The 25,816-nt window shown below is 45.8% G+C and carries 19 protein-coding genes; 15 read left to right on the top strand and 4 right to left on the bottom strand.

Annotation, left to right across the window (positions count from 1 at the left end):
- Positions 1–21: 21 nt before the first annotated feature.
- From F4V61_RS19900 to pspG, 3 genes are all read left to right on the top strand, one after another.
- Positions 22–1,092, top strand: coding sequence for a zinc-dependent alcohol dehydrogenase family protein (locus F4V61_RS19900; RefSeq protein WP_000646534.1), 1,071 nt, complete (start codon positions 22–24; stop codon positions 1,090–1,092).
- Positions 1,093–1,477: 385 nt separating this feature from the next.
- Entirely contained in the window at positions 1,478–2,515 is a 1,038-nt protein-coding gene (dusA, locus tag F4V61_RS19905) for a tRNA dihydrouridine(20/20a) synthase DusA (RefSeq protein ID WP_000546120.1), read from the top strand.
- A gap of 168 nt (positions 2,516–2,683) precedes the next feature.
- Positions 2,684–2,926: an envelope stress response protein PspG gene (gene pspG / locus F4V61_RS19910; RefSeq protein ID WP_000891416.1), complete on the top strand. Its 243-nt coding sequence runs from the start codon at positions 2,684–2,686 to the stop codon at positions 2,924–2,926.
- 174 nt (positions 2,927–3,100) lie between these two features.
- On the opposite strand, the gene F4V61_RS19915 is transcribed toward pspG, so the two are convergent.
- Positions 3,101–4,084, bottom strand: coding sequence for a quinone oxidoreductase (locus F4V61_RS19915; RefSeq protein ID WP_080161172.1), 984 nt, complete (start codon positions 4,082–4,084; stop codon positions 3,101–3,103).
- A 64-nt stretch (positions 4,085–4,148) separates the two neighbouring features.
- Here F4V61_RS19915 and dnaB point away from each other — a divergent pair, with 64 nt between their 5' ends.
- The 6 genes from dnaB (at position 4,149) to F4V61_RS19945 (ending at position 9,857) form a co-directional block, all read left to right on the top strand.
- Positions 4,149–5,564, top strand: a complete 1,416-nt coding sequence (dnaB, locus tag F4V61_RS19920; RefSeq protein WP_000918370.1) for a replicative DNA helicase — start codon at positions 4,149–4,151, stop codon at positions 5,562–5,564.
- A gap of 31 nt (positions 5,565–5,595) precedes the next feature.
- Positions 5,596–6,675: an alanine racemase gene (gene alr, locus F4V61_RS19925; protein ID WP_080161173.1), complete on the top strand. Its 1,080-nt coding sequence runs from the start codon at positions 5,596–5,598 to the stop codon at positions 6,673–6,675.
- A gap of 184 nt (positions 6,676–6,859) precedes the next feature.
- On the top strand, positions 6,860–8,053 hold the full coding sequence (tyrB, locus tag F4V61_RS19930) for an aromatic amino acid transaminase (protein WP_038397188.1): 1,194 nt from the start codon (positions 6,860–6,862) through the stop codon (positions 8,051–8,053).
- Between the two features lie 186 nt (positions 8,054–8,239).
- Positions 8,240–8,953: an acid phosphatase AphA gene (gene aphA / locus F4V61_RS19935; protein ID WP_000724438.1), complete on the top strand. Its 714-nt coding sequence runs from the start codon at positions 8,240–8,242 to the stop codon at positions 8,951–8,953.
- Positions 8,954–9,081: 128 nt separating this feature from the next.
- Positions 9,082–9,498, top strand: coding sequence for a secondary thiamine-phosphate synthase enzyme YjbQ (locus tag F4V61_RS19940; RefSeq protein WP_080161174.1), 417 nt, complete (start codon positions 9,082–9,084; stop codon positions 9,496–9,498).
- Positions 9,499–9,500: 2 nt separating this feature from the next.
- The gene (locus F4V61_RS19945; RefSeq protein ID WP_000155665.1) at positions 9,501–9,857 is read left to right on the top strand and encodes an MmcQ/YjbR family DNA-binding protein; all 357 of its coding nucleotides are present in this window, start codon (positions 9,501–9,503) and stop codon (positions 9,855–9,857) included.
- On the opposite strand, the gene F4V61_RS19950 is transcribed toward F4V61_RS19945, so the two are convergent.
- The 3 genes from F4V61_RS19950 to uvrA form a co-directional block, all read right to left on the bottom strand.
- On the bottom strand, positions 9,858–10,196 hold the full coding sequence (locus F4V61_RS19950) for a hypothetical protein (RefSeq protein ID WP_038397187.1): 339 nt from the start codon (positions 10,194–10,196) through the stop codon (positions 9,858–9,860).
- Positions 10,183–10,626 carry a hypothetical protein gene (locus F4V61_RS19955; protein WP_000776977.1) on the bottom strand — a complete coding sequence of 148 codons (444 nt, stop codon included), beginning with the start codon at positions 10,624–10,626 and terminating at the stop codon, positions 10,183–10,185. Before F4V61_RS19955 ends, F4V61_RS19950 begins: the two co-directional genes overlap by 14 nt.
- 141 nt (positions 10,627–10,767) lie before the next feature.
- The gene (gene uvrA / locus F4V61_RS19960) at positions 10,768–13,593 is read right to left on the bottom strand and encodes an excinuclease ABC subunit UvrA (protein ID WP_000357718.1); all 2,826 of its coding nucleotides are present in this window, start codon (positions 13,591–13,593) and stop codon (positions 10,768–10,770) included.
- 247 nt (positions 13,594–13,840) lie between these two features.
- Between uvrA and ssb1 the strand changes: the two genes are divergently transcribed.
- The 6 genes from ssb1 to F4V61_RS19990 all read left to right on the top strand — a co-directional run.
- A complete protein-coding gene (ssb1, locus tag F4V61_RS19965) occupies positions 13,841–14,371 on the top strand; it encodes a single-stranded DNA-binding protein SSB1 (protein ID WP_000168328.1) in 531 nt (176 codons plus the stop codon).
- Between the two features lie 1,510 nt (positions 14,372–15,881).
- The gene (locus F4V61_RS19970; RefSeq protein WP_038397185.1) at positions 15,882–16,529 is read left to right on the top strand and encodes a hypothetical protein; all 648 of its coding nucleotides are present in this window, start codon (positions 15,882–15,884) and stop codon (positions 16,527–16,529) included.
- Positions 16,526–17,917 carry a MotA/TolQ/ExbB proton channel family protein gene (locus F4V61_RS19975; RefSeq protein ID WP_023246299.1) on the top strand — a complete coding sequence of 464 codons (1,392 nt, stop codon included), beginning with the start codon at positions 16,526–16,528 and terminating at the stop codon, positions 17,915–17,917. Before F4V61_RS19970 ends, F4V61_RS19975 begins: the two co-directional genes overlap by 4 nt.
- Positions 17,907–19,226 (top strand): TolC family protein, encoded by a 1,320-nt coding sequence (locus F4V61_RS19980; RefSeq protein WP_000693963.1) that lies wholly within the window; start codon positions 17,907–17,909, stop codon positions 19,224–19,226. Before F4V61_RS19975 ends, F4V61_RS19980 begins: the two co-directional genes overlap by 11 nt.
- Positions 19,223–20,500 (top strand): HlyD family type I secretion periplasmic adaptor subunit, encoded by a 1,278-nt coding sequence (locus tag F4V61_RS19985; protein ID WP_079828698.1) that lies wholly within the window; start codon positions 19,223–19,225, stop codon positions 20,498–20,500. Before F4V61_RS19980 ends, F4V61_RS19985 begins: the two co-directional genes overlap by 4 nt.
- A 16-nt stretch (positions 20,501–20,516) precedes the next feature.
- Positions 20,517–25,816: Ig-like domain-containing protein (locus F4V61_RS19990; protein ID WP_211359256.1), on the top strand; the 5,300-nt coding region annotated here is incomplete at its 3' end.

A 25,816-nucleotide genomic window follows, 5' to 3' on the forward strand; every position in this document is an offset into this window, starting at 1 on the left:
ACAACCAAAAGGAGTATCTCTATGAAAGCAATGGTCTATTATGGTGAGCATGACATTCGTTTTGAAGAGCGTCAAAAACCACAGATCCTTAATTCTGGTGATGTCATTATTCGGATGATTAAGACCACAATCTGTGGGACAGATCTGGGAATACTTAAAGGAAAAAACCCTGAGATTGAGGAGACCGCACTGAATAAGTTCGGCACGTTTAATGGTCGAATTCTGGGGCATGAGGGTGTAGGTGTTATAGAAGAGGCCGGATCATCTGTAACTAAATTTAAAAAAGGAGATAAAGTTATTATTTCCTGTATCAGTCGGTGTGGTTCTTGTGAGAATTGCCAGAAACAACTTTATTCCCACTGTCAAAATGAAGGGGGGTGGATCATGGGTTATATGATTGATGGAACGCAGGCGGAGTATGTCCGTGTCCCTTATGCAGATAACTCATTACATTTATTGCCCGAAAATCTTAATGAAGATACTGGCGTTTTGTTATCTGATGCCTTACCAACAGGGCATGAAATCGGTGTTTTAAACGGAGAGATAAAACCAGGCGATACGGTAGCTATAGTTGGGGCTGGCCCGGTAGGTATGAGTTGTCTGTTAACCTCACAGCTTTATTCTCCTTCTAATATAATAATGGTAGATATAGATGATAATCGGTTAACAATGGCTAAAGGAATGGGGGCACATTATACGGTAAATTCAGTGAAGGAGGATGCTATTAATAAAATTATGGCATTGACCCAACAGCGTGGCGTTGACTGCGCTATTGAGGCTGTGGGTATTGAGCCAACCTGGAATATTTGCCAGAGTATTATTAAGGAAGGCGGCAATTTAGCTAATGTTGGTGTTCACGGAAAATCTGTTAAATTTTCTATAGAAAAACTGTGGAGTAAAAACATGACGATCACAACGGGTCTAGTGAATACCAATACGACAGGTTTGCTTATGAATAGTTGTTGTTCAGGAAGGCTACAGACAGAAAAACTAGTAACGCATCATTTTAAATTTAACGATATTGAGAAAGCCTATGATGTTTTTAAACATGCAGCTAATGAAAAAGCCATGAAGGTAATCATTGAGTTCTAAACAAAATATTACTGGAATCTTCGTGAAACCAATGAGTGGGTTAGAGGGTACGTGACGACGCCTCGATATTTTTCGACGCATAACGGGAAAACCGTAGATTCCAGTTCGTAAATCCGAAAGGATATCTGTGACAATTTTTTACCCTCCCCTAAACGCCTGTTATTCTCAAGGCTGTACAGCATTTTTTTGCAGTAAATCGTGAGCAGTTATGATGACGCTTTTCTCCTTGAGCAACGTTGTGCTGGGGCAGCATGGCTCGTCATCGGATTTCAGTCGTTTCTCTATGTTATAGTATTCCATTAAGCTATCTCGTCATTTCAGGTTCCGTGTGTATGGGGCCTGAGTGGGAACCCGATGAGAGAAAAATATACTCAAATGTCAAAAAATGCACGGTAATCTTGAAATGGTAAAAACCAGCCAAACCAGCGCAATAGCTGAAAATACTAACAACCACTGGAGTGGTCGGTTTAGTGTGGCGCCGATGCTCGACTGGACAGACAGACATTGTCGCTATTTCCTGCGTTTGCTGTCTCGCCAGACGTTACTCTACACCGAGATGGTGACCACGGGCGCGATTATTCATGGTAAAGGTGACTATCTGGCTTACAGCGAAGAAGAGCATCCACTTGCCCTGCAGCTTGGCGGAAGCGATCCGGCTCAGCTTACGCACTGTGCAAAGCTGGCGGAAGTGCGTGGCTATGATGAAATTAACCTCAACGTGGGTTGCCCCTCCGATCGCGTGCAAAATGGTATGTTTGGCGCCTGTTTGATGGGCAATGCGCAACTGGTCGCAGACTGTGTTAAAGCCATGCGTGATGTCGTCTCGATTCCGGTGACGGTGAAAACCCGCATTGGTATTGACGATCAGGACAGTTATGCATTTCTGTGTGATTTCATCGATACGGTTTCCGGTCAGGGCGAATGCGAAATGTTTATTATCCATGCGCGCAAAGCCTGGCTTTCTGGCTTAAGCCCGAAAGAAAATCGTGAGATCCCGCCGCTGGATTACCCGCGCGTATATCAGCTAAAGCGGGATTTTCCGCACCTGAACATGTCCATTAACGGCGGCATCAAATCGCTGGAAGAGGCGAAGGAGCACCTGCGCCATATGGATGGCGTCATGGTTGGCCGCGAAGCTTATCAGAATCCGGGTATACTGGCCGCGGTGGATCGGGAGATTTTCGGCGCCGATACCACTGATGCCGACCCGGTTGCGGTGGTTCGCGCCATGTATCCCTATATTGAGCGTGAATTGAGCCAGGGAACGTATCTGGGGCATATTACTCGCCATATGCTGGGGTTGTTCCAGGGTATACCTGGCGCGCGGCAGTGGCGTCGCTACCTGAGCGAAAACGCCCATAAAGCTGGCGCGGATATTGGTGTACTGGAACAGGCGCTGAAACTGGTCGCGGACAAGTATTAAAAATTCACCCAAAATTAGTCAATTTCACCACGCCCTGCGCAGTGTTGCAGGGCATTTTATTGGTATCTCAATAGGTTAAATATTGGCATGGTTTTTGTAATAGCTTATCTGAGTAGACCCGGTAAGCGCAGTACCGCCGGGCAATTCCATCTTTAATGGGGAGCGACTATGCTGGAACTACTTTTTGTGCTTGGCTTTTTTTTGATGCTAATGGTGACTGGCGTCTCCTTGCTGGGTATTCTGGCCGCGCTGGTCGTGGCGACCGCCGTCATGTTCCTGGGCGGGATGTTAGCACTGATGATCAAGCTGTTACCGTGGCTACTGCTGGCGGTGGCTGTGGTGTGGGTGATCAAAGCAGTAAAAACGCCAAAAATCCCAAAGTATCAGCGTAACAATCGTCGGTTTTACTAAGGCATTGAGCGGTTCGTCACAACCTGAAACTTTGTCCTCACAAGCAAATAGGAATCGATTATTAAATCTGTCATGATTGCGCGGTTAACAAATTCATCGCGCTGTACCCTACATACGGCCGAACAAAAAAAGAAAGGGCTTCCCAGGTGGAAGCCCAATTTCTTTGCAGAGATATTACGGAATCAGCAGGCTTGAGCCCTGTGTGGCCCGACTTTCCAGAACTTCATGTGCGCGACGGGCATCTTTTAACGCATAGCGTTGATTTTCAGCCACATCGACCTTAATCACGCCGCTGGCGATCAATGAGAATAATTCATTGCTGGCTTCGGTCAATTCTTCACGCGTCGTAATATACCCCTGTAGTGAAGGACGCGTGGCATACAGGGAACCTTTCTGATTCAGAATACCTAAGTTCACGCCGGTGACGGGGCCTGACGCATTGCCGAAACTGACCATCAGTCCCCGACGTTGCAGACAGTCCAGCGAGGCTTCCCAGGTATCTTTCCCCACGGAGTCATAGACCACGCGAACTTTTTTGCCGTCGGTTAACGCTTTTACCCGTTCTACAATGCTCTCTTCACGGTAATTAATCACCTGCCAGGCGCCAGCGTCCAGCGCCCGCTGTGCTTTTTGCGCGCTACCGACGGTACCGATAAGCTTCGCGCCCAGAGCTTTCGCCCATTGGCAGGCAATCAGACCGACGCCGCCCGCAGCAGCATGAAACAAGAAGGGTTCGTCTGGCTTCACTTGATAGGTTTTGCGCAACAGGTAAAAAACGGTTAATCCCTTGAGAAAAGAGGCTGCCGCTTGTTCGAAGGAAATAGCGTCAGGTAAAATCGCGATTTTATCAGCGGGGACGTTATGGACGGAACTGTAAGCGCCGAGCGTTGACTGCGCGTAGACGACGCGATCGCCGACGCGAATGTGTTCCACGCCGCTGCCGACTTTACTGACCACGCCTGCGGCTTCGGTTCCCAGTCCCGCAGGCAACGCCGGGGGCGGATATAGTCCGCTACGGATATAGGTGTCGATGAAGTTAATACCAATAGCTTTGTTCTCAACCTGGATTTCGAGTTCCGCCGGTCCCGTTGGCGTAAACTCCACGGCCTGAAGCACTTCCGGACCACCATGCTTGTGAAATTCAATACGCGTTGCCATGCTTCCTCCAAAAGAAATGTGGTAATCTTTCGACCCAATCACTAGCTCGGTAACTCCATTCACTATGGCAGGAAATAAACCCTTCAACAAACAACAGACTGATGCCCGCGACCGCGATCCGCAGGTTGCCGGGATAAAAGTGCCGCCGCACTCGATTGAAGCGGAACAGTCGGTGTTGGGCGGTTTAATGCTGGATAACGAGCGCTGGGACGATGTGGCCGAGCGCGTGGTGGCGGAAGATTTCTACACCCGCCCGCATCGCCATATCTTTACGGAGATGGGGCGCTTGCAGGAAAGCGGCAGTCCTATAGACCTGATTACGCTCGCGGAATCGCTGGAACGGCAGGGCCAACTGGACAGCGTCGGCGGCTTTGCCTATCTGGCGGAGCTGTCTAAAAACACACCAAGCGCGGCGAACATCAGCGCTTATGCGGATATTGTGCGCGAGCGCGCCGTGGTCCGCGACATGATCGCTGTGGCTCATGAAATTGCGGACGCCGGTTACGATCCACAGGGGCGTAATAGCGACGAACTGCTGGATTTGGCGGAGTCGCGCGTCTTTCAGATCGCGGAGAACCGCGCTAACAAAGACGAAGGCCCGAAAAGCATCGACCAAATTCTCGACGCTACCGTGGCGCGTATTGAGCAGTTGTTCCAGCAGCCGCACGATGGCGTTACAGGCGTGGATACCGGCTATCAGGATCTCAATAAAAAAACGGCGGGGTTACAGCGTTCGGATTTAATCATCGTCGCGGCGCGTCCATCAATGGGTAAAACTACTTTTGCAATGAACCTCTGCGAAAATGCGGCGATGTTGCAGGATAAACCGGTACTGATATTTAGTCTGGAGATGCCCGGCGAACAAATTATGATGCGTATGTTGGCCTCACTGTCTCGCGTCGATCAGACCCGTATTCGTACCGGTCAACTTGATGATGAGGATTGGGCGCGAATCTCCGGCACGATGGGCATTCTCCTGGAGAAACGCAATATGTATATTGATGACTCATCGGGCCTTACGCCGACAGAAGTCCGTTCGCGCGCGCGGCGTATTTTCCGCGAACATGGCGGGTTAAGCCTGATTATGATCGACTACCTGCAACTGATGCGCGTGCCGTCGCTTTCTGATAACCGTACCCTGGAAATCGCCGAAATTTCCCGCTCGCTGAAAGCGCTGGCGAAGGAACTGCAAGTACCGGTCGTGGCGTTATCGCAGCTTAACCGCTCGCTGGAACAACGCGCGGATAAACGCCCGGTAAACTCCGACCTGCGTGAATCCGGCTCTATTGAACAGGATGCCGACTTAATTATGTTTATTTACCGTGATGAGGTTTATCACGAGAACAGTGATTTAAAAGGCATTGCTGAAATTATTATCGGTAAGCAACGTAACGGTCCTATCGGTACGGTGCGTCTGACGTTCAACGGTCAGTGGTCGCGCTTCGATAACTATGCGGGACCGCAATACGATGATGAGTAACTCTCCGTCATTCTTTTAACAAGGAATTCAAATGCAAGCGGCAACAGTCGTCATTAACCGCCGCGCTCTGCGACACAACCTGCAACGTCTGCGTGAACTGGCGCCTGCCAGCAAGCTGGTTGCGGTGGTGAAAGCGAACGCTTATGGACACGGTCTTCTGGAGACCGCGCGAACGCTCCCTGATGCTGACGCTTTTGGCGTGGCGCGTCTCGAAGAGGCGCTACGTCTGCGAGAGGGCGGGATCACGCAGCCTATCCTGCTGCTGGAGGGGTTTTTCGACGCCGCCGATCTGCCGACCATTTCCGCGCAACGCCTGCATACCGCCGTGCATAATCAGGAGCAGCTTACCGCTCTGGAGGCGGTGGAGCTGGCGGAGCCAGTGACGGTCTGGATGAAACTGGATACCGGTATGCATCGTCTTGGCGTGCGTCCTGAAGAGGCGGAGGCGTTCTACCAGCGTTTGACGCACTGTAAAAATGTACGCCAGCCGGTGAATATCGTCAGCCATTTTGCCCGTGCGGATGAGCCGGAATGCGGCGCTACCGAGCATCAGCTTGAAATTTTTAACGCCTTCTGTCAGGACAAACCCGGTCAGCGCTCTATTGCCGCGTCTGGCGGTATTCTGCTGTGGCCGCAGTCTCACTTTGACTGGGCGCGTCCAGGAATCATTTTGTATGGCGTATCGCCGCTGGAGCATAAACCCTGGGGGCCGGATTTTGGTTTTCAGCCGGTGATGTCCTTAACCTCAAGTTTGATCGCGGCGCGTGACCACAAGGCGGGCGAGCCGGTGGGCTACGGCGGGACATGGGTGAGTGAGCGCGACACGCGGCTGGGCGTGGTGGCGATGGGCTATGGCGATGGCTACCCACGCGCGGCGCCTTCCGGTACGCCAGTACTGGTCAATGGTCGTGAAGTCCCGATTGTCGGGCGGGTGGCGATGGATATGATTTGCGTGGATTTGGGGCCAAACGCGCAGGATAAAGCAGGTGATCCGGTGGTTTTATGGGGAGAAGATCTGCCAGTTGAGCGTATCGCTGAAATAACGAAAGTAAGCGCTTACGAACTAATTACGCGCCTGACCTCAAGGGTGGCGATGAAGTATATTGATTAAATACGCGGCGGGCCGGGTGGCGCTCGCGCTTATCCTCCTACATCGCGTATTGGTTGTAGGCCGGGTAAGGCGTTTACGCCGCCATCCGTTAATATTCGCATCCACCGCAACATCCTCTCGATCTTCTCGTCCTTCCGGTTTATTGTGTTATTTCCTGCCTTCTGTAAATCTGGAGAACCATCGCGTGTTTCAAAAAGTTGACGCCTATGCCGGCGATCCGATTCTTTCACTGATGGAGCGTTTTAAAGACGACTCCCGTCACGACAAAGTGAATCTGAGCATTGGTCTGTATTACAACGAAGACGGGATTATCCCGCAGCTCAAGGCGGTCGCCGAAGCCGAAGCCCGGCTTAACGCGCAGCCGCATGGCGCCTCGCTGTACCTGCCGATGGAAGGACTCAATACTTATCGCCATACTATCGCGCCTTTGCTCTTTGGCGCCGATCACCCGGTTCTTCAGCAACAGCGCGTGGCCACTATCCAGACATTAGGCGGTTCCGGCGCGCTGAAAGTGGGCGCGGATTTCCTGAAACGTTATTTCCCTGATGCTGGCGTATGGGTGAGCGACCCCACCTGGGAAAACCACATAGCGATATTTGCCGGGGCCGGGTTCGAAGTAAGTACTTACCCCTGGTATGACGACGCGACTAACGGCATCCGTTTTAACGATTTGCTGGCCACGCTGAATACGTTACCGGCGCGTAGTATCGTGCTGCTGCACCCCTGTTGTCACAACCCGACCGGGGCGGATTTAACGCCTTCTCAATGGGATGCGGTGATTGAGATATTGAAAACGCGCGATCTGATTCCATTCCTTGATATTGCCTATCAGGGGTTTGGCGCAGGCATGGACGAGGATGCTTACGCTATTCGCGCCATTGCCAGCGCCGGGTTGCCTGCGTTAGTCAGTAATTCTTTTTCGAAGATTTTCTCGCTTTACGGCGAGCGTGTCGGAGGCCTGTCCGTGGTGTGTGAAGATGCCGAAATCGCAGAGCGGGTTCTGGGACAGCTAAAAGCAACGGTGCGCCGAATTTACTCCAGTCCGCCGAATTTCGGCGCACAGGTGGTGGCTACGGTCCTGGGCGATGAGGCGTTAAAAGCGAGCTGGCTGGCGGAAGTAGAAGCGATGCGTACCCGCATTATATCGATGCGCCAGACGCTGGTGAAGGTGCTGAAGGGGGAGATGCCCGGCCGCAATTTCGATTACCTGTTACAGCAGCGCGGTATGTTCAGCTACACCGGGTTAAGCGCGGAGCAGGTCGATCGGTTGCGCGATGAGTTTGGTGTATACCTTATAGCCAGCGGTCGCATGTGCGTCGCCGGACTTAATTCTTCAAATGTGCAGCGCGTGGCGAAGGCGTTTGCCGCTGTCATGTAATGTTCAGGCCGGACGGCGTTAACGGTGCTCTCTGGCCTGGCAATGGCTGTTGTGATCATCCTCTTTTTTCGTAACAAAACCGCAGATAATTCTTCCTTTTGACCGTTACTGGCGTTATGGTCAGATAGTTTTTTGAGCAAAGACTCATCTTAATAATTATAATATTTTGAATTTTAAGGGAAAAGCATGAAAAAAATAACCCTGGCGCTGAGTGCCGTCTGTTTGTTGTTTACGCTAAACCATTCCGCGAATGCGTTAGTGTCTTCCCCTTCGACGCTCAATCCGGGCACTAATGTTGCAAAACTCGCGGAACAAGCGCCTGTCCATTGGGTCTCTGTCGCCCAGATTGAAAACAGTCTCACCGGGCGCCCGCCGATGGCGGTCGGCTTTGATATTGACGATACTGTGTTATTTTCCAGCCCCGGGTTTTGGCGTGGAAAGAAAACCTACTCCCCGAACAGCGACGATTATCTGAAAAATCCGGCCTTTTGGGAAAAAATGAACAATGGCTGGGATGAGTTCAGTATTCCAAAAGAAGTGGCCCGACAGCTCATTGATATGCATGTTCGTCGTGGCGACAGTATTTACTTTGTCACTGGTCGTAGTCAGACGAAAACGGAAACCGTGACGAATACGCTGGCGGATAATTTCCATATTCCGGCGGCGAACATGAATCCGGTGATTTTCGCAGGCGATAAACCGGGACAAAATACGAAAATCCAGTGGCTACAGGAGAAAAATATTCGTATCTTCTACGGTGATTCGGATAACGATATTACCGCGGCTCGTGATTGTGGTATTCGCGGAATTCGCATTTTGCGCGCCGCTAACTCCACCTACAAACCGCTGCCGCAGGCAGGCGCGTTTGGCGAAGAAGTCATTGTCAATTCGGAGTACTAAAAACCAGGAGAGCGACAGGCTCTCCTTTTTTGCATGATTTTTGCACAAACTTGCCCCGCTGGCTTTTACCTTTTCCGGACTTGCTGCACACTATTCAGGAGGTGTTTGTTTTTAGTAAGGAGCAGCCTATGTGGTATCAGCGCACCATTACACTGAGCGAGAAGCAGCGCGGGTTTCATCTGATAACAGATGAAATTGTCGATAAATTGTCTGGCTTACCATCTGTCGAAACGGGTTTGCTGCATCTGTTGTTACTACATACTTCTGCCTCGCTGACGTTAAACGAAAACTGCGATCCTACCGTGCGCGCTGATATGGAGCGCCATTTCCTGAAAACCGTTCCCGATAATGCCGCGTATGAACATGATTACGAAGGGGCGGATGACATGCCTTCGCATATTAAGTCCTCATTATTGGGCGTATCGTTACTGCTGCCTGTGCGTCAGGGGCGTTTACAGTTAGGAACGTGGCAAGGTATCTGGTTGGGAGAGCACCGTATTCACGGCGGTTCACGTAAAATCATCGCGACACTACAAGGGGAATGATAATGACCATTTCGGAATTACTGCAATACTGCATGGCAAAACCTGGCGCAGAGCAGAGCGTCCACAGCGACTGGAAAGCCACGCAAATTAAAGTGGAAGACGTACTTTTCGCGATGGTAAAAGAAGTTGAAGGGCGCCCGGCAGCCTCTCTCAAAACCAGCCCGGAACTGGCAGAGTTGTTACGCCAGCAGCACAGCGATGTACGACCGAGTCGACACCTTAATAAAGCGCACTGGAGCACGGTTTATCTGGACGGGTCGCTGCCGGACTCACAACTCTATTATCTGGTCGATGCCTCTTATCAACAGGCGGTAAATGCGTTGCCGGAAGATAAACGCAAACAGTTGCCGCAGTCCTGATTATAGCGCGCCGACCAACGACGCCAGGGCGATATCAATGAGGCGGATGATCGTTGACCGGATACGACTGCCGAGGGCGATTTGCGCATTATTGGCGCGCAGCAGGGCGATATCCCGCTGCCCTTCCAGCAGAGTGATAATATCGTCGTCGTCCAGCCAGCCGCGAGTGTATTCCTGAAGTGCGCGGGCGATAAACGCGGCGGACTCGCGGATGCCTTCATCGCTATCTTCTCTTGCCTGCTTGTACGTCTGGATAAATTCGGCAATCGCCGAGGATGCTGCAGGATGTTCGGCCTGGGCGACGGTAAGCAGGTTACGCATTTCGTTAATAGACGCCATTTTGATCCCTCTGAGCGCAGCGAGCGCCCCACCGCAGACACTCACCCTGCATGGCTAATTTCCAGACCTGATTATTTTGCTGTTGGTATCTTTCTGCCTGGATGTAAGTAAGTGGTTGCTTATGTTGCATGACCCGTGCATAGAGACGCAAATAGTGATCTTTCAGCAGCGCCAGATTATCGAGCCGGTGTTTATCCCCACGTTGCCGGGCGACCCGCTCAGCCTGAAAAAATATTTGGCGGATATCGCGGTCATCCTTGAGCAGTGTCTCTTTCTGCCATGGTATTCGCGCCGCGTCCTGCAGGAAGCGGGTTGATCGCGCTTGTAATAGCGTCAACTGCTGAAAAGCCACATCGCTAAAGCGGTCAGGCAGCGTACAGGCGGATAAAAACAGGCACAGCAGTAGTGTGATTGCGTAGCGTAACTTCATGGTGTTTTCCCTAACAGATCGTTTGCGCTATTACATGCCAGAGCGACGCGGCGCGCAAATCACAAATGCTCAATGAGGGAAAATGAGATGAAATGGGGCAAATGATGCCGCTTTCCGGTGAGTCGGAAAGCGGCGTGAAGATTATTTAAGCATAGGTTTAAGGAAGCGGGCGGTATGCGACGCCTCGCACTCCGCCACGGTTTCCGGCGTACCGGAGACGAGAATTTCGCCGCCGCCGCTGCCGCCTTCCGGGCCGAGGTCGACAATCCAGTCCGCCGTTTTAATGACGTCTAGGTTGTGTTCGATCACCACGATGGTGTTGCCCTGATCGCGCAACTGATGTAGAACATCAAGCAACTGCTGGATATCGGCAAAGTGCAGGCCGGTGGTCGGCTCGTCGAGAATATACAGCGTTTGCCCGGTGCCGCGCTTCGACAGTTCGCGCGCCAGCTTCACACGCTGGGCCTCGCCGCCGGAAAGCGTGGTCGCCGACTGGCCGAGACGGATATAGGTCAGGCCTACATCCATCAGGGTTTGCAGTTTACGCGCCAGTGCCGGAACCGCATCAAAGAACTCACGCGCTTCCTCAATGGTCATATCCAGCACTTCGTGGATGGTCTTGCCTTTATACTTAATCTCCAGCGTTTCCCGGTTATAGCGTTTGCCTTTGCACTGGTCGCACGGGACATAAATATCCGGCAGAAAGTGCATTTCGACTTTAATGACGCCATCGCCCTGGCACGCTTCGCAGCGGCCGCCGCGCACGTTGAAGCTGAATCGTCCTGGCGTATAGCCGCGTGAGCGAGACTCCGGCACGCCGGCAAACAGCTCGCGAACCGGCGTAAATACGCCTGTGTAGGTCGCCGGGTTGGAACGCGGGGTGCGCCCTATCGGGCTCTGGTCGATATCGATCACTTTATCGAAATGTTCCAGCCCCTGAATATCCCGATACGGTGCTGGTTCGGCGATAGTCGCCCCGTTTAACTGACGCTGAGCGATGGGGAACAGCGTGTCGTTAATCAGCGTCGATTTACCGGAACCGGAAACGCCGGTGATGCAGGTAAACAGCCCTACCGGTAGAGTAAGCGTCACATCTTTCAGGTTGTTGCCGCGCGCGCCGGTGAGTTTGAGCACTTTTTCTGGATTTGCCGGCACGCGTTGTTTCGGCACTTCAATTTTGCGTTTACCGCTCATGTACTGGCCAGTCAGCGATTCCGGCACCGCCATTATGGCTTCCAGCGGGCCTTCCGCCACCACCTCGCCGCCGTGAACGCCCGCGCCGGGGCCAATATCAATCACATGGTCGGCGGCACGGATGGCGTCTTCATCGTGTTCCACCACAATCACGGTATTGCCGAGATCGCGCAGATGAATCAGCGTACCCAGCAGCCGCTCATTATCGCGCTGGTGCAGACCGATGGACGGTTCATCCAGCACGTACATTACGCCGACTAACCCAGCGCCTATCTGGCTCGCCAGACGAATACGCTGGGCTTCGCCGCCGGAAAGCGTCTCTGCCGAGCGGGAGAGCGTGAGATAGTTCAGGCCGACGTTAACCAGAAACTTGAGGCGATCGCCGATCTCTTTTAGCACTTTTTCGGCGATCTTCGCCCGTTGCCCGGAAAGCTTGAGATTAGTGAAAAAATCCATCGCGTGTCCGATGCTCATATCGGAAATGGCGGGCAGCGGCGTATTTTCCACAAATACATGGCGCGCTTCACGATTCAATCGCGTTCCTTCACAGCTAGCGCAGGGACGATTGCTGATAAATTTCGCCAGCTCTTCGCGTACCGCGCTGGATTCCGTCTCTTTATAACGGCGCTCCATATTATGCAGCACGCCTTCGAATGGATGACGGCGCACGGAGGTATCGCCGCGATCGTTCATATATTTAAATTCGATGTTCTCTTTGCCGGAACCGTACAGCACGACTTTGTGTACATTGGCGCTGAGGCTTGCCCACGGCGCATCCACGTCGAACTTATAGTGTTCTGCCAGCGACTTGAGCATCTGGAAGTAGTAAAAATTGCGACGATCCCAACCACGAATCGCGCCGCCTGCCAGCGACAGGTCGGGGTTCTGGATTACGCGGTCCGGATCGAAATATTGCTGAACGCCGAGGCCGTCACAGGTCGGGCAGGCGCCCGCCGGGTTGTTGAACGAAAACAGTCGCGGTTCCAGTTCGCGCATACTGTAGCCGCAAATCGGACAGGCAAAATTGGCGGAGAACAGGAGTTCCTCCGCTTTCTCATCGTCCATATCAGCAACAACCGCCGTGCCGCCGGATAATTCCAGCGCCGTTTCGAACGATTCCGCCAGACGTTGGGAAAGATCGTTGCGAACTTTAAAGCGATCAATCACCACTTCAATGGTGTGTTTCTTTTGCAGCTCCAGCTTCGGCGGATCGGATAGATCGCACACTTCACCGTCAATACGGGCGCGAATGTAGCCCTGGCTTGCCAGATTTTCCAGAGTTTTGGTGTGTTCGCCTTTACGCTCTTTAATAATCGGCGCCAGCAGCATCAGACGTTTACCTTCCGGCTGCGACAGCACGTTATCGACCATCTGGCTAACAGTTTGCGCTGCCAGCGGAACGTCATGATCCGGACAACGTGGCTCGCCCACGCGAGCAAACAGCAGGCGCAGGTAGTCGTGAATTTCGGTGATGGTGCCCACCGTAGAGCGCGGGTTATGAGATGTCGATTTCTGTTCAATTGAGATTGCGGGCGATAGCCCCTCAATATGGTCGACATCCGGTTTTTCCATGAGTGACAAAAACTGCCGCGCGTAAGCAGAGAGCGATTCAACGTAACGACGCTGCCCTTCGGCATATAGAGTGTCGAAAGCCAGTGAGGATTTGCCTGAACCCGAAAGCCCGGTCACGACAATCAGTTTATCGCGTGGGATGACGAGATTAATATTTTTGAGATTATGGGTGCGGGCGCCCCGAACTTCGATCTTATCCATTCACCTTTCCCGGTAGAGACTCGGATGCCTGGTTTGTTTGAAGGACAAACGGCAGAAACGGCTAATTATGACACAATTTAACCTGTTTGAATATACAGTATTGGAATGCATCTTCAGCTAAAGTATGCAACAATATGAGGTTCGCGCTAGTGAACTGGAACCTGCATCGCAGCTATTAAAATGCTACGTGGAAATGGTACACTCACGCGTTTACACTATTTATGAAACGTATTCAGGAGACTCAATCATGGCCAGCAGAGGCGTAAACAAGGTGATTCTCGTTGGTAATCTGGGCCAGGACCCGGAAGTACGCTATATGCCGAGTGGCGGCGCTGTCGCCAACTTAACGCTGGCTACTTCTGAATCCTGGCGCGATAAGCAGACCGGCGAAATGAAAGAGCAAACGGAATGGCATCGGGTGGTTATGTTCGGCAAACTGGCGGAAGTGGCCGGCGAATATCTGCGTAAAGGTTCTCAGGTGTATATCGAAGGTCAGTTGCGTACCCGCAAGTGGACCGATCAGAGTGGTCAGGAACGATATACGACTGAAATTAACGTTCCGCAGATCGGCGGCGTGATGCAGATGCTGGGTGGCCGCCAGGGCGGCGGTGCGTCGGCAGGCGGCCAGCAGCAGGGTGGTTGGGGCCAGCCGCAACAACCTCAGCAGCCGCAGAGCGGCAATCAGTTCAGTGGCGGCGCGCAGTCGCGCCCACAGCAATCCGCGCCGGCGCCGTCTAACGAGCCGCCAATGGATTTTGACGACGACATTCCGTTCTGATTATCTTTTTAAATCAAAACATTACTTTCATGTTTTGAAATAATCTCAGGTTGCCTCTCGCTCAGAATTAGGTTTGAGTCTCTGAGCGGGGAGGCAACTGGTCAGAAAAAGAATAGTTATAGATACTTTTTTTGCCTCGACCACCCTCCGAAGAGTGCTTGTCTTCCTCTTATGTATTGAACAGGTACCATCGTCAATTCCTGTTTGGTGTTTCCAAACGATAAATTCAAAAGACGCATTCTGAGTTCTCTTCCCTTTGTAAAAAATTATCACTGAGTATTATGCATACTTATCCATCTGTCTGAAGTTATTAAGATAAACTCAGCTTTATTGTTCAATTAAAATATTAACGACTGGCTTTACTTCATTTTTTAGTGTCCTGTAAGAGATGGATACTACGGTTACCTTTGTATGCGATAAGATATTCCATAAGACATTAAATATAAGCCGTACTGATGTTTTACTGGGCTCTTTCCGAAATAAGGTAGTTTTGTCCGTAAATGAGAGGACAGGGATAAAATTGAAAACATAGAGATGATATTCGAATGGAAAGATGGTAAAACAGACCTTTATACTTCTGTACCGGAAGTGAGTCACCCGACCCCTCATAAAACTCTCGATTACCAGCCATTATTCCATAATGCCCCGTTTTTTCTTGAAAGATTTGGCACACCTCAGACATAGTGCTTATGCACCTTCTATAGATTTGCGCTCTTATCATCTTAATATAATTAAAATAGTTTCGTGTAGCGACGTTATTATTCTGTAATTTATGAATACTTTTTCGCAAAAAATAGACGTTTTTAATATGTGAGATTTTTTTTACCGTACAAGTTATAGATACATAAATATCCTTTTTGGGTAAATGACTTTCTATTATCGCATACCTATTTATGGTTATGCTCCACGTTAAGGAGCATAAATCGTGGTTTGTGGCTATTTTTATATAAATAAAAGACCGTTTTTGGCCTTTTCTTTTACTGTTAATAATTATTACTCTCACTGGTCTGATTTGCACTGGTAATTTTACGTATATTGAAGTCCCTATTTTCTTATGCTTTAATAATGAAACATTAATTTTACATAAGGAGATCCTATTTCTATACGATATGATTTATATTGATGGGGGGGCGATTTGCAAACCGTTCCCATATTAAATATTTAGCTAATAATATTATTTACAGAATTTAAATCTATATTCTGGAATAGCTATTTTTGTCGAGTGGGTAGGGTAATTTTCGATGAAAACTAGTTAACTAAAACAGCATAAGCAAAGAAAAAGTGAAGTTATTTAGTTAAAAAATAACGCACCTTAATTTTGATACATACACGGTATTATCATGTCCATATTTATAAAGACAAATAATGCCAGAAAATCATAACGTCTAAAAGTACATTGGTAGCTGAAAGCCAAGGGCGGTAGCGTTCCATCCCCCCAAAGTCTCAATCTCTTTTATTTCTCTATATCCTAAAATATCTTTTTACCCGCTGTGTAAGATCAGGAGTTGACATGGAAGACGAAGGTAATCCGTGGCCTAGTTTTGTTGATACATTTTCAACAGTGCTATGTATATTCATATTTCTCATGTTGGTATTTGCACTTAACAACATGCTTATTATGTACGATAACTCAATTAAGGTATATAAAACAAGTAATGCAGAAAATATCAATCCTAATGCTAAAGAAATTAAGGATGAAAAAGAAGTTATAAACGAATCTACTAAAGTAGATGAAATAGATAAAACGAAAACCATTGATGAAAGGAAATTTAGTGGCACTACTGAAAAAACGGGGAAAGAAAAGGGTATCTATGATATCGCTAACGGGCAACGGGTTGATATGACCGCGACAGAAAAGGAATTTATTATTACCTATTACGGTAGGTTAAGAAGCTTTTCAGAAGAGGATATAAAAAAATTAACCGCTTGGTTAAAAGAACATGGAAATAATAAATTATTAATAGAAATGATTGTTCCTCAGTCGGATATTTCTTATTCGGACTCTTTGCGTTTGGGCTACGAACGAGGGATTATTTTAATGAAAGAAATTAAGATAATCTGCCCTGAGGTAGATATTGATATGAGTGTTAATTCAGGAAATTCAGGAGTAGGTGGCAAAGCCATTATTACAACTGTCGATAAAAAGGTGTCAGAGTGAAATCTATAAATAAGTATCGCTATTTCTTTACCTGTTTCCTTATCGCAATAATTCCTTTTATTGCTTTGTCTTTTGATGGGATTAGGGGTTACGTTTTTGATAATTTCATGGTATCTGCGATCTATAACAGTGTTATTATCGCTATCTATATTATGGGATCTGTATGCACATTATTTACCGTATTTAAAAATTGCGACGCAAGAGAAATTTTAACTACCAATAATGCCAATAAAAAAAGCTCTACACTTTCCAGTCTTAATCAGGTCATTTTTGCTGATGATTTCATGAAGTGTGATTCCAATTTATTAATAGAGTTAGATGATAGTGTGTCGACAGCTCGTAATCAACGATTATCATTTATTATGAGTTGTAGTAATGTCTCTACTCTAATTGGTTTATTAGGAACATTTGCAGGCTTGTCTATTACTATTGGATCAATAGGCAATCTATTGAGCACCCCATCAGGAGTTGGTGGAGAAAGTTCCAGTAATACGTTACATATGATTGTTACGATGGTGGCATCGCTTTCTGAACCATTGAAAGGAATGAATACTGCTTTTGTTTCATCTATCTATGGGGTTGTGTGTGCTATTCTTCTAACATCCCAAAGTGTTTTTGTTCGTAGTTCTTATGCTCTTATTTCTGCTGAGATTAAGAGATTAAAAGTAAAAAGAAGTCGGGCAAGTAGTAATCGACAACGAAGCTTACGGATAGAATCAGAGACACTTTTCGAATTTAAGGAACTATTTAGAGAGTTTTTTGACAACTATAAATCCATTGAACTTTCACGCACCCAAGCAGAAGAAAAAAAACTGACGGTTTTTTCTGATGGCCTATCCAGCTTACAGAATAAATTATCTGATAATACTGTGATATTAGAACAGCTTTCTAAACAGGTTGATAATTATATAAATATTAGTAATAAGCATTACATCCAAATTTCTGACAACATGGATAATGTTGCAGAACATTTATCGAAAGGTAATGCCTTAATTTCTGAAAATAACGTGATGTTAGCTCAATTAAACCATACACAAGACTCTATAGATAAAAAGAACGATACAGTAATTGCATCACTTGATAGATGTCATCAGGAATCTGTTTCCCAAAGAAAAACCATAGATAGTATTGCTATCGAAAACGTAAAGGTTACTCACCTTGTCACAGAGATGAAAGCTGCCATAGATGAGGATAGTAATAATATTCATTCAGCGTTATCCAACTTATCTGCTGCAGATGAAAAAATTATTGATAGAACAAAAATGATAGGTGCTGAAATAGTTAGTTATCGTGAAACATATATCCCATTAATGGAAAAAATAACGTTGATGCATCAGAAATTATTAAAGCAGAGCTTATTACATGATGAGGTAAAAAATGAAGATTAAACATTTTTTATTAACGGCAGCTTTTGTTATGCAAGGTGCTCATGCTAGTGAATTTGCAATACTGCCATTAAGTAAGTTGGTGGATGCTGCATTAAAACATCAGCCATCTGTTGCTGTTTCCTATTACGAAACTGAAAAGAAAAAAAGTGATTTAGAAGCTACGAGGGCTTCGCTTTATCCTACATTGGATCTATCGTCTGGTATTAATAATAACAGAAAAGAGTCTTCCGGTGATGAACGAAATATTGAAAATAAAATTTCACTATCGTATCGGATTACTGATTTTGGTGTAAGAGGAGCAAATATCAGAAAATCTGAATATGAAAAAAACAGTAGTGATATTGATTATGAAAAAACAAAAAACACAGTAGCTCAAGAGGTTATAACAACTTATTATAATATCAGTAAATATCGTGAAATGATTGATGGTATAAATAAAGAGAAAGAATTTTATAAAAACATGTTGGGTACCTTTTCGCTGTTGGTATCATCTGGTGTTGCTATGCAATCTGACTTGAGAAAAGTACAGGTTTCGATCGATGCATTGAATACCAGAAGTATTATGTATCAATCAATGCTGGATGATGAAATGTATAAGATGAAAAATATGACTGGCATGCAGTTATCGCCAGATCAAATCCAAAGTGATGAACATTTCGATTTATTTAAAAAATATATTTTTGTGGATAGCCCTGAAAAGCTTATGAATATGGTTATGAAGTACAATGATGACTATAAAATGCTTGTCAGCGCGCGAAAGGCGGCCTCAGAAGATATTAATGCTGCTAACTCTTCCTATTTCCCAACTGTCGATTTAGTGTCTAGCTATGTACAGAATAATCCAAGTGGCAGCGCCAAAAAAAGCGATTACGAAAATGAATTTAAGACAGGGGTTAATGTTAGTTTTAATATTTTTAATGGCTTCAGAAACTCAGCACAAGAAAGTAAAATGGTAGCCAGTTATTCTCAGGCAAAATTACAAATTGACGATTTTTTGCTGAAAACGCGTTATAACATCGATTCCCAACTTTCAAAGTACAGTGCAGCAAAAGAAACATATTTAGTAGCTGAACGTTCTCATAAAAATGCTTTGCAACTTACTGGGTTATATGAGCAAGAATTTCAGTTAGGACAAAAAAGTTTGCTTGATTTAATTTCTAGCCGTAATGAAGCATTTCAGGCATATGTAAGCATGGTAGATAGTAAATATAGCTTATATATGCTGAAACTACAGCAACTATCTTTAGTTTTTCATTTAATTGATTACCTGAAAGGAAATTCAGCTAGTGAGTTGAATATAACAAAATGAACAGGAAGCAGAGTGATCGTCTTATGATGATAATCATAACGCTAACAATTATGATTGTCATTCTTACCTATTTTGTAAAGATAAATTCTGTAGTGCATGGTCAGGGTGTTATTACAACCAAAGATAATGCTCAACTAATATCTTTGTCTAAAGGTGGAACGATACAAGATATTTATGTAACAGAGGGAGACACTGTAAAAAAAGGAGAGCTACTTGCAAAGATAGTTAACCTTGATTTACAAAAGGAATATCAACGTTATAAAACTCAAAAAGGGTATCTGGATAAAGATGTAAACGAAATATCATTCATTCTTGATAAACGAAATGAAGACGGATTAATTTCACTTGATGGTGTGAGTTCTTTAAGTAACAAAGAGGTAAAAGCTAATATTGAACTGGTTCATAGCCAGATAAGAACTAAAGAATTAAAAAAAAATTCTCTTGATTCGGAGATTGATGGATTACAGGAGAAATTAAATTCCAAAGAAAATGAATTAGCTTTGCTCGCAGAAGAAATAAATATTCTCTCTCCTTTAGTGAAAAAAGGTATTAGTCCGTATACTAACTTTCTAAATAAGAAACAGGCGTATATTAAAGTTAAATCTGAAATTAATGATATTGAGAGCAGTATAACTTTAAAAAAAGATGATATCGAGTTGGTTGCTAATGACATTAAGGCACTTAATAATGAATTAAGGCTTTCATTATCTAAGCTCATATCTAAAAATCAGCAAGAACTTGAAGTCGTTAACTCAACCCTAAAAGTAATAGAAAAACAATTAGATGAAGAGGATATTTACTCTCCTGTTGATGGTGTTATTTACAAAATAAATAAAAGTGCCACTACACACGGTGGTGTTATCCAGGCCGCTGACCTACTCTTTGAAATTAAACCGAAGGTGAAGACTATGCTGGCTGACGTAAAAATACCACCTAAGTACAGAGATCAAATATATTTAGACGAAGCTGTCAAACTGGATGTTCAATCAATTATCCAGCCAAAAATGAAGTCATATAGTGCAACAATCGATAATATTAGCCCTGACTCCTATGAAGAAAACACCGGAGGAACTATTCAACGATATTATAAGGTAATTATTTCATTCGACGTAAATGAAGATGATTCGCGGTGGTTAAAACCAGGCATGACAGTTGATGCCAGTATAATTACCGGAAAGCATAGCATTATGGAGTACCTGCTGTCTCCACTGATGAAAGGCGTGGATAAAGCTTTTTCAGAACCTGTTAATACTAAAAGATTAAATCTTTCTTAGAGATAAAGATACGTTTATGAAAAACATGAATATAAAAAAAGTTTTTGCTGATCAGAATTCTGTGATTGACCTTTCCTCTTTGGGAGATGCCAAAGGAGCTAAGGTTTCTTTGGCTGGGCCGGACATGAATATTACCACGTCGCATGGTTCAGTCATCATTGTCAACGGAGCTCTTTACTCAAGCATTAAAGGCAACAATCTTATCATTAAGTTTAAAGATAAGAGTATCCCTGGTTCCAAAGTTATCGGGAGTGTGGATTTAAAAGATATTCAGCTTGAGCGAATTGATAGTTCTTTAGTTGATGCAGGTCTGGTGGAGAAGAAAGGTAACGGTAAAAATAGAAATGCCAGGAAAGATGAAGAACTACAAAAGCAATTAGATGATGCTGAGGGCGCAAAAAAAGAGGCCGATAAAGCAAAGGAAGAAGCAGAAAAGGCTAAAGAAGCAGCAGAAAAAGCGATCAGTGAAGCTTTCGAAATCCAAAATTCTTCAAAACAAATAGAAGAAATGCTGCAGAATTTTTTGTCAGATAATGTAGCAAAAGACAATTTGGCTCAACAAGATAATGCCATACAGCAAAACACTTTAAGCAAAGCAGCTCAAAATATTAAGCAGGATGAAGCCGAAAAAATAATACCTCAACCTCTTAATAAAAATACAGGCAGTGGAAGAAGTAATAGTAGTAAGAATGAAGAAAATCAATTTGAAGCTGAACCTGTTAAAGAGAAACTAAAAATATCCTTTAAGCTTGCAGCAGAAAGCAATAGTGGAAGCAAAGATGATAGTATAACTAATTTTACTAAACCACAGTTTATTGGTAGCACATCACCAAATGCAACAGTGGTTATTAAAATAAACGGAATTTCTGTCGGTCAGGTTGTTGCCGATAAGTTAGGTAATTTTACCTTTACTGCTCCTGAGAAATTGGCCGATGGAACATACAATCTGGAAGCGGAAGCCACAACAGGTAACGCAATGGGTAGCACTAAGCTTGCCATTACTATAGACTCCGTTATTGATAAACCAAGTTTTGAACTTTCGCCAGAAAGCAGTATTCTTGGTCATCAAGGCTTAACCGCTACGTTGACACCATCAATTATTGGTACCGCAGAAGAAAATGCAAAGGTTAATATTTACGTTAACGATAAACTTATTACTAGCGTAGATGTTGATAAAAATGGTAAGTGGAGTTATGGATTTAAAGGTAAAGAATTAATTGAAGGAGATAATAATATTAAGGTTGTTGCAGTAGATAAGGCTGGCAACCAAAGTGAAATTTCAAATATAATTACAATAGATACCATTCCTCCGGAAAAGCCGACAATTGAGCTGGATATTAATAGTGATTCTGGTGTTAAAGATGACAATATAACTAACAGTACATTACCTACATTTATAGGTGTGGCTGAGCCTGGGGCAACGGTTTCCATCTATATTGGAATTAAGCACCTGGGGGATGTTGTTGCTGCTAAAGATGGTTCGTGGAGTTATACGCTTACTGAGCCCCTGAAAGATGGCGAATACCATTTAACAGCGACAGCTACAGATATCGCCGGACATACCTCTGAAACATCAGAATTTACATTTACCATTGATACTCGTATCAGTTATTTTAGTGCAGAGCTTGATCCTGCCGATGATAGTGGTATTGCTGGCGATAATGTTACTAATAATAGCCGCCCTACTTTTATCGGAAAAAGTGAACCAAATACCACGATAAATGTTAAAAACTCTGAAACTGGTGAATTAGTTGTTCTTAAAGCCAATGCTGAAGGTGAGTGGCAATTTGCTTTTACTTCGGATTCCGCTGAAGGGGTTAACAACCTGGTTTTCACTGTTGAGGATGTGGCGGGTAACCAGAAAGATTTTTATTTTAGTTATGTTATTGATACAGTAGCGCCGACAGCCCCGACAGTTTCCCTGGATGATTTTGTAACATTACCAAACGGCATTATTTTATCAGGGGATGATACACCTGCATTGGTCGGTACGGCAGAGCCTAAATCTACAATATCAATTCTGCGAGAAGGTAAATTTTATGCCAGCATTGACGTCGACTCAAATGGCTCATGGAGTTATCAATTTAATGAAAAACTCCCGCAAGGGGTATATGACATTGAGATTGTTTCTCAGGACATAGCTGGTAATAAATCCTCGGCAATTAAATACTCTTTTACTATCCAGACTGAAGTTGTAATCCCAAAAGCCGAACTTGACGCGGTTGATGACTCTGGCGAGAAAGGGGACTGGATTACCAATAAGCATAACGCTCTGACTTTACTCGGGACTGCTGGTAAATTTGCTACCGTAAATATTATTATTGATGGCAAAGCTATTGGAGTGACAACAGCAGATGAACACGGGAACTGGACTTTTGATATTTCCCGTAATTTATCTGACGATGTTTATACAGTGACGGTTGAGGCAGTAGACCCATTAGGTAATACTGCATCGGCTGATTATCAACTTACCATTGATAGTTTTACACTAATCCCTACTGTTATGTTGCATGATAGTGCTGACTCTGGGGTTAAAGGAGACCTGATTACAAGAGTTAATACGCCTTTATTTACCGGAAGCGCAGAGCCTAATGCTAAAGTCTCAATCTATGTTGATGGTATCTTAAGCGGTGAGGCCATTGCTGGCGATGATGGTGTATGGAACTTCCAATTTTCAAATATATTGCCTGATGGCATGCATGAAGTGATGGTAAAAGCGGAAGATATTGCTGGCAATAAAGCATCATCATCAATTTATAACTTCCAAATCCTTACGCATACACAAAAGCCAACCATTGAGTTAGTCGATGACACAGGGTTGGATAATACAGATCATATCATTAATGAAAAACGACCTGCCCTGACAGGGACTGCTGCACCTTATTCAATCGTAAAATTATATATAGATAATGCTTTGGTGACTGAAGTCAGGACGAATAAAGACGGTGTATGGGATTATACTCTGAAACCAGATCAAAGTCTGGCTGATGGTGATCATAAAATAACCGCCACAGTAGAGGATATTGCTGGAAATATTGCACATTCTGACGCCTTTTTACTTAGTGTGGATACTACCATATCTATACCGGTAGTTTCACTAAGCCCTGATTCTGAGTCCGGAATTTTAGATGATGATTTAACGAATATACCTAAACCAACTCTTATTCTTAGAAATATTGATTCAGATGTTAGAAATGTTCAGGTATGGGATGCTATCTCTAATACACAGATAGGTATTGCTACCCAACAATCTAATGGAACATGGACATATACTTTTACTTCAGATCTGATTGATGGCCTGCATCAGGTATATGTTAAAGCTGAAGATATCGCTGGCAATAAAGTTACTGGTCCTACATTTGATTTTACTATAGATACGACACTTTCCATTCCGGTTATTTCTTTGATTGCAAAAGATGATACTGGCGTGGCGGATGATAATATTACCAATATTAATAAGCCTGACTTTATTATTAGTGGTATTGATTCTGATGCACACCGGGTAGTTGTACAGGTGATACATAATGGCGTGAATGAACAGATTGTACTGACTCAAGATGGCGGTAACTGGGTATTTACACCTGCCAGCACGTGGGATGATGGCAGCTATACACTGCAAGTGACGGTGGAAGATGAGGCGGGAAATATTCGCCAGTCCACACCATTAACAGTGAAAGTGGATACGCAAATCGCGATTAATAGCATCGAACTGATCAATGACACTGGTATTGCTGACGACAATATAACTAACGATATGCGTCCACACTTCCGTGTTGAAGTGCCAAATGACGTAAATATGGTACGTCTGAGTATTGACGGGGGCAAGACATGGGGGAGTGCGACGAAAAATACGGCAGGCATTTGGGATTACAGTTGGCCGACGAATGTAACTGAAGGGTCACATATCCTGACGGTAGAAGCGACCGATATTGCTGGTAATAAGTTAACGCAGACACTCGACTTTACTATCGACACTTTGTTGACTGTGCCGACTATCGCTCTGGATAGCGCCGATGATAGTGGTGTTACCGGGGATAATATTACTAACAGCAAAACGCCGGGCTTTACCCTCGGCAATATTGACGGCGATGTGATTCGGGTGGCGCTACAAATCACGCATAATGGCAAGAACGAGGTAGTGGCGCTGACGCAGAGTGGCGGTAATTGGGTATTTACGCCAGACCACGACTGGGCAGATGGCAGCTATACGCTACAAGTGACGGTGGAAGATGAGGCGGGAAATATCCGTCAGTCCACACCGTTAACAGTGAAAGTGGATACGCAAATCGCGATCGACAATATCGAATTGATTAATGACACCGGTATGGTCGGCGACAATCTGACTAACGACATTCATCCGCAGTTCCGTGTGACGGTACCAGATGATGTGGATAGGGTACGCCTGAGTATCGACGGCGGTAAAACGTGGGTTAACGCCACACCAGGCTTAATAAAAGGGAGTTGGGATTATACATGGCTGGGAAAAGTTCCCGAAGGTAAACACACGCTGATCGTAGAAGCCACAGATATTGCAGGAAACACGGCGACACGGACGCTGGATTTTACTGTTGACACCACACTGTCAGTACCAACCATCACGCTGGATACCGCGAATGACAGCGGTGTGGCTGGCGATAATATCACCAACGAAAAAACGCCTGGTTTTACCCTCGGCAATATTGATGCGGATGCGAGCCAGGTAGTGGTGCAGGTCGTGCACAATGGCAAGAGTGAAGAAGTGGAGCTGACCCAGACCAGCGACAAGTGGGTATTCACACCGACCAGCGCGTGGGTTGATGGTAATTACACCCTGACGGTAAAAGTGACCGACGAGGCGGGGAATACTCGCCAGTCAGCACCGTTGTCGGTGAAAGTGGATACACAGGTCACGATTGACGGCATTGTGCTGGTCAATGACAGCGGTATCACCAGCGATAATATAACCAATGAGGTGCATCCTCATTTCCGGGTGACGGTGCCGGAAGATGTCAACGTAGTACGCCTGAGCATCAACAGTGGCACAACATGGATTAACGCCACACAGTCTTCTACCGGTATCTGGGATTACACCTGGCCGGACGCGGTACCTGAGGGGAAACATACCCTTGTCGTGGAAGCTATCGACATAGCTGGGAACACGGTGACGCGGACGCTGGACTTTACCGTTGATACCACCCTGTTGGTCCCGTCCATCACGCTGGATACCGCGAATGACAGTGGTGTGGCTGGCGACAATATCACCAACGAAAAAACGCCTGGTTTTACTATTAACGGCATTGATGCGGATGCGATCAGGGTGGCTGTACAGGTTACGCA

This window comes from Salmonella enterica subsp. arizonae, assembly GCF_008692845.1.
Taxonomy (GTDB): domain Bacteria; phylum Pseudomonadota; class Gammaproteobacteria; order Enterobacterales; family Enterobacteriaceae; genus Salmonella; species Salmonella arizonae.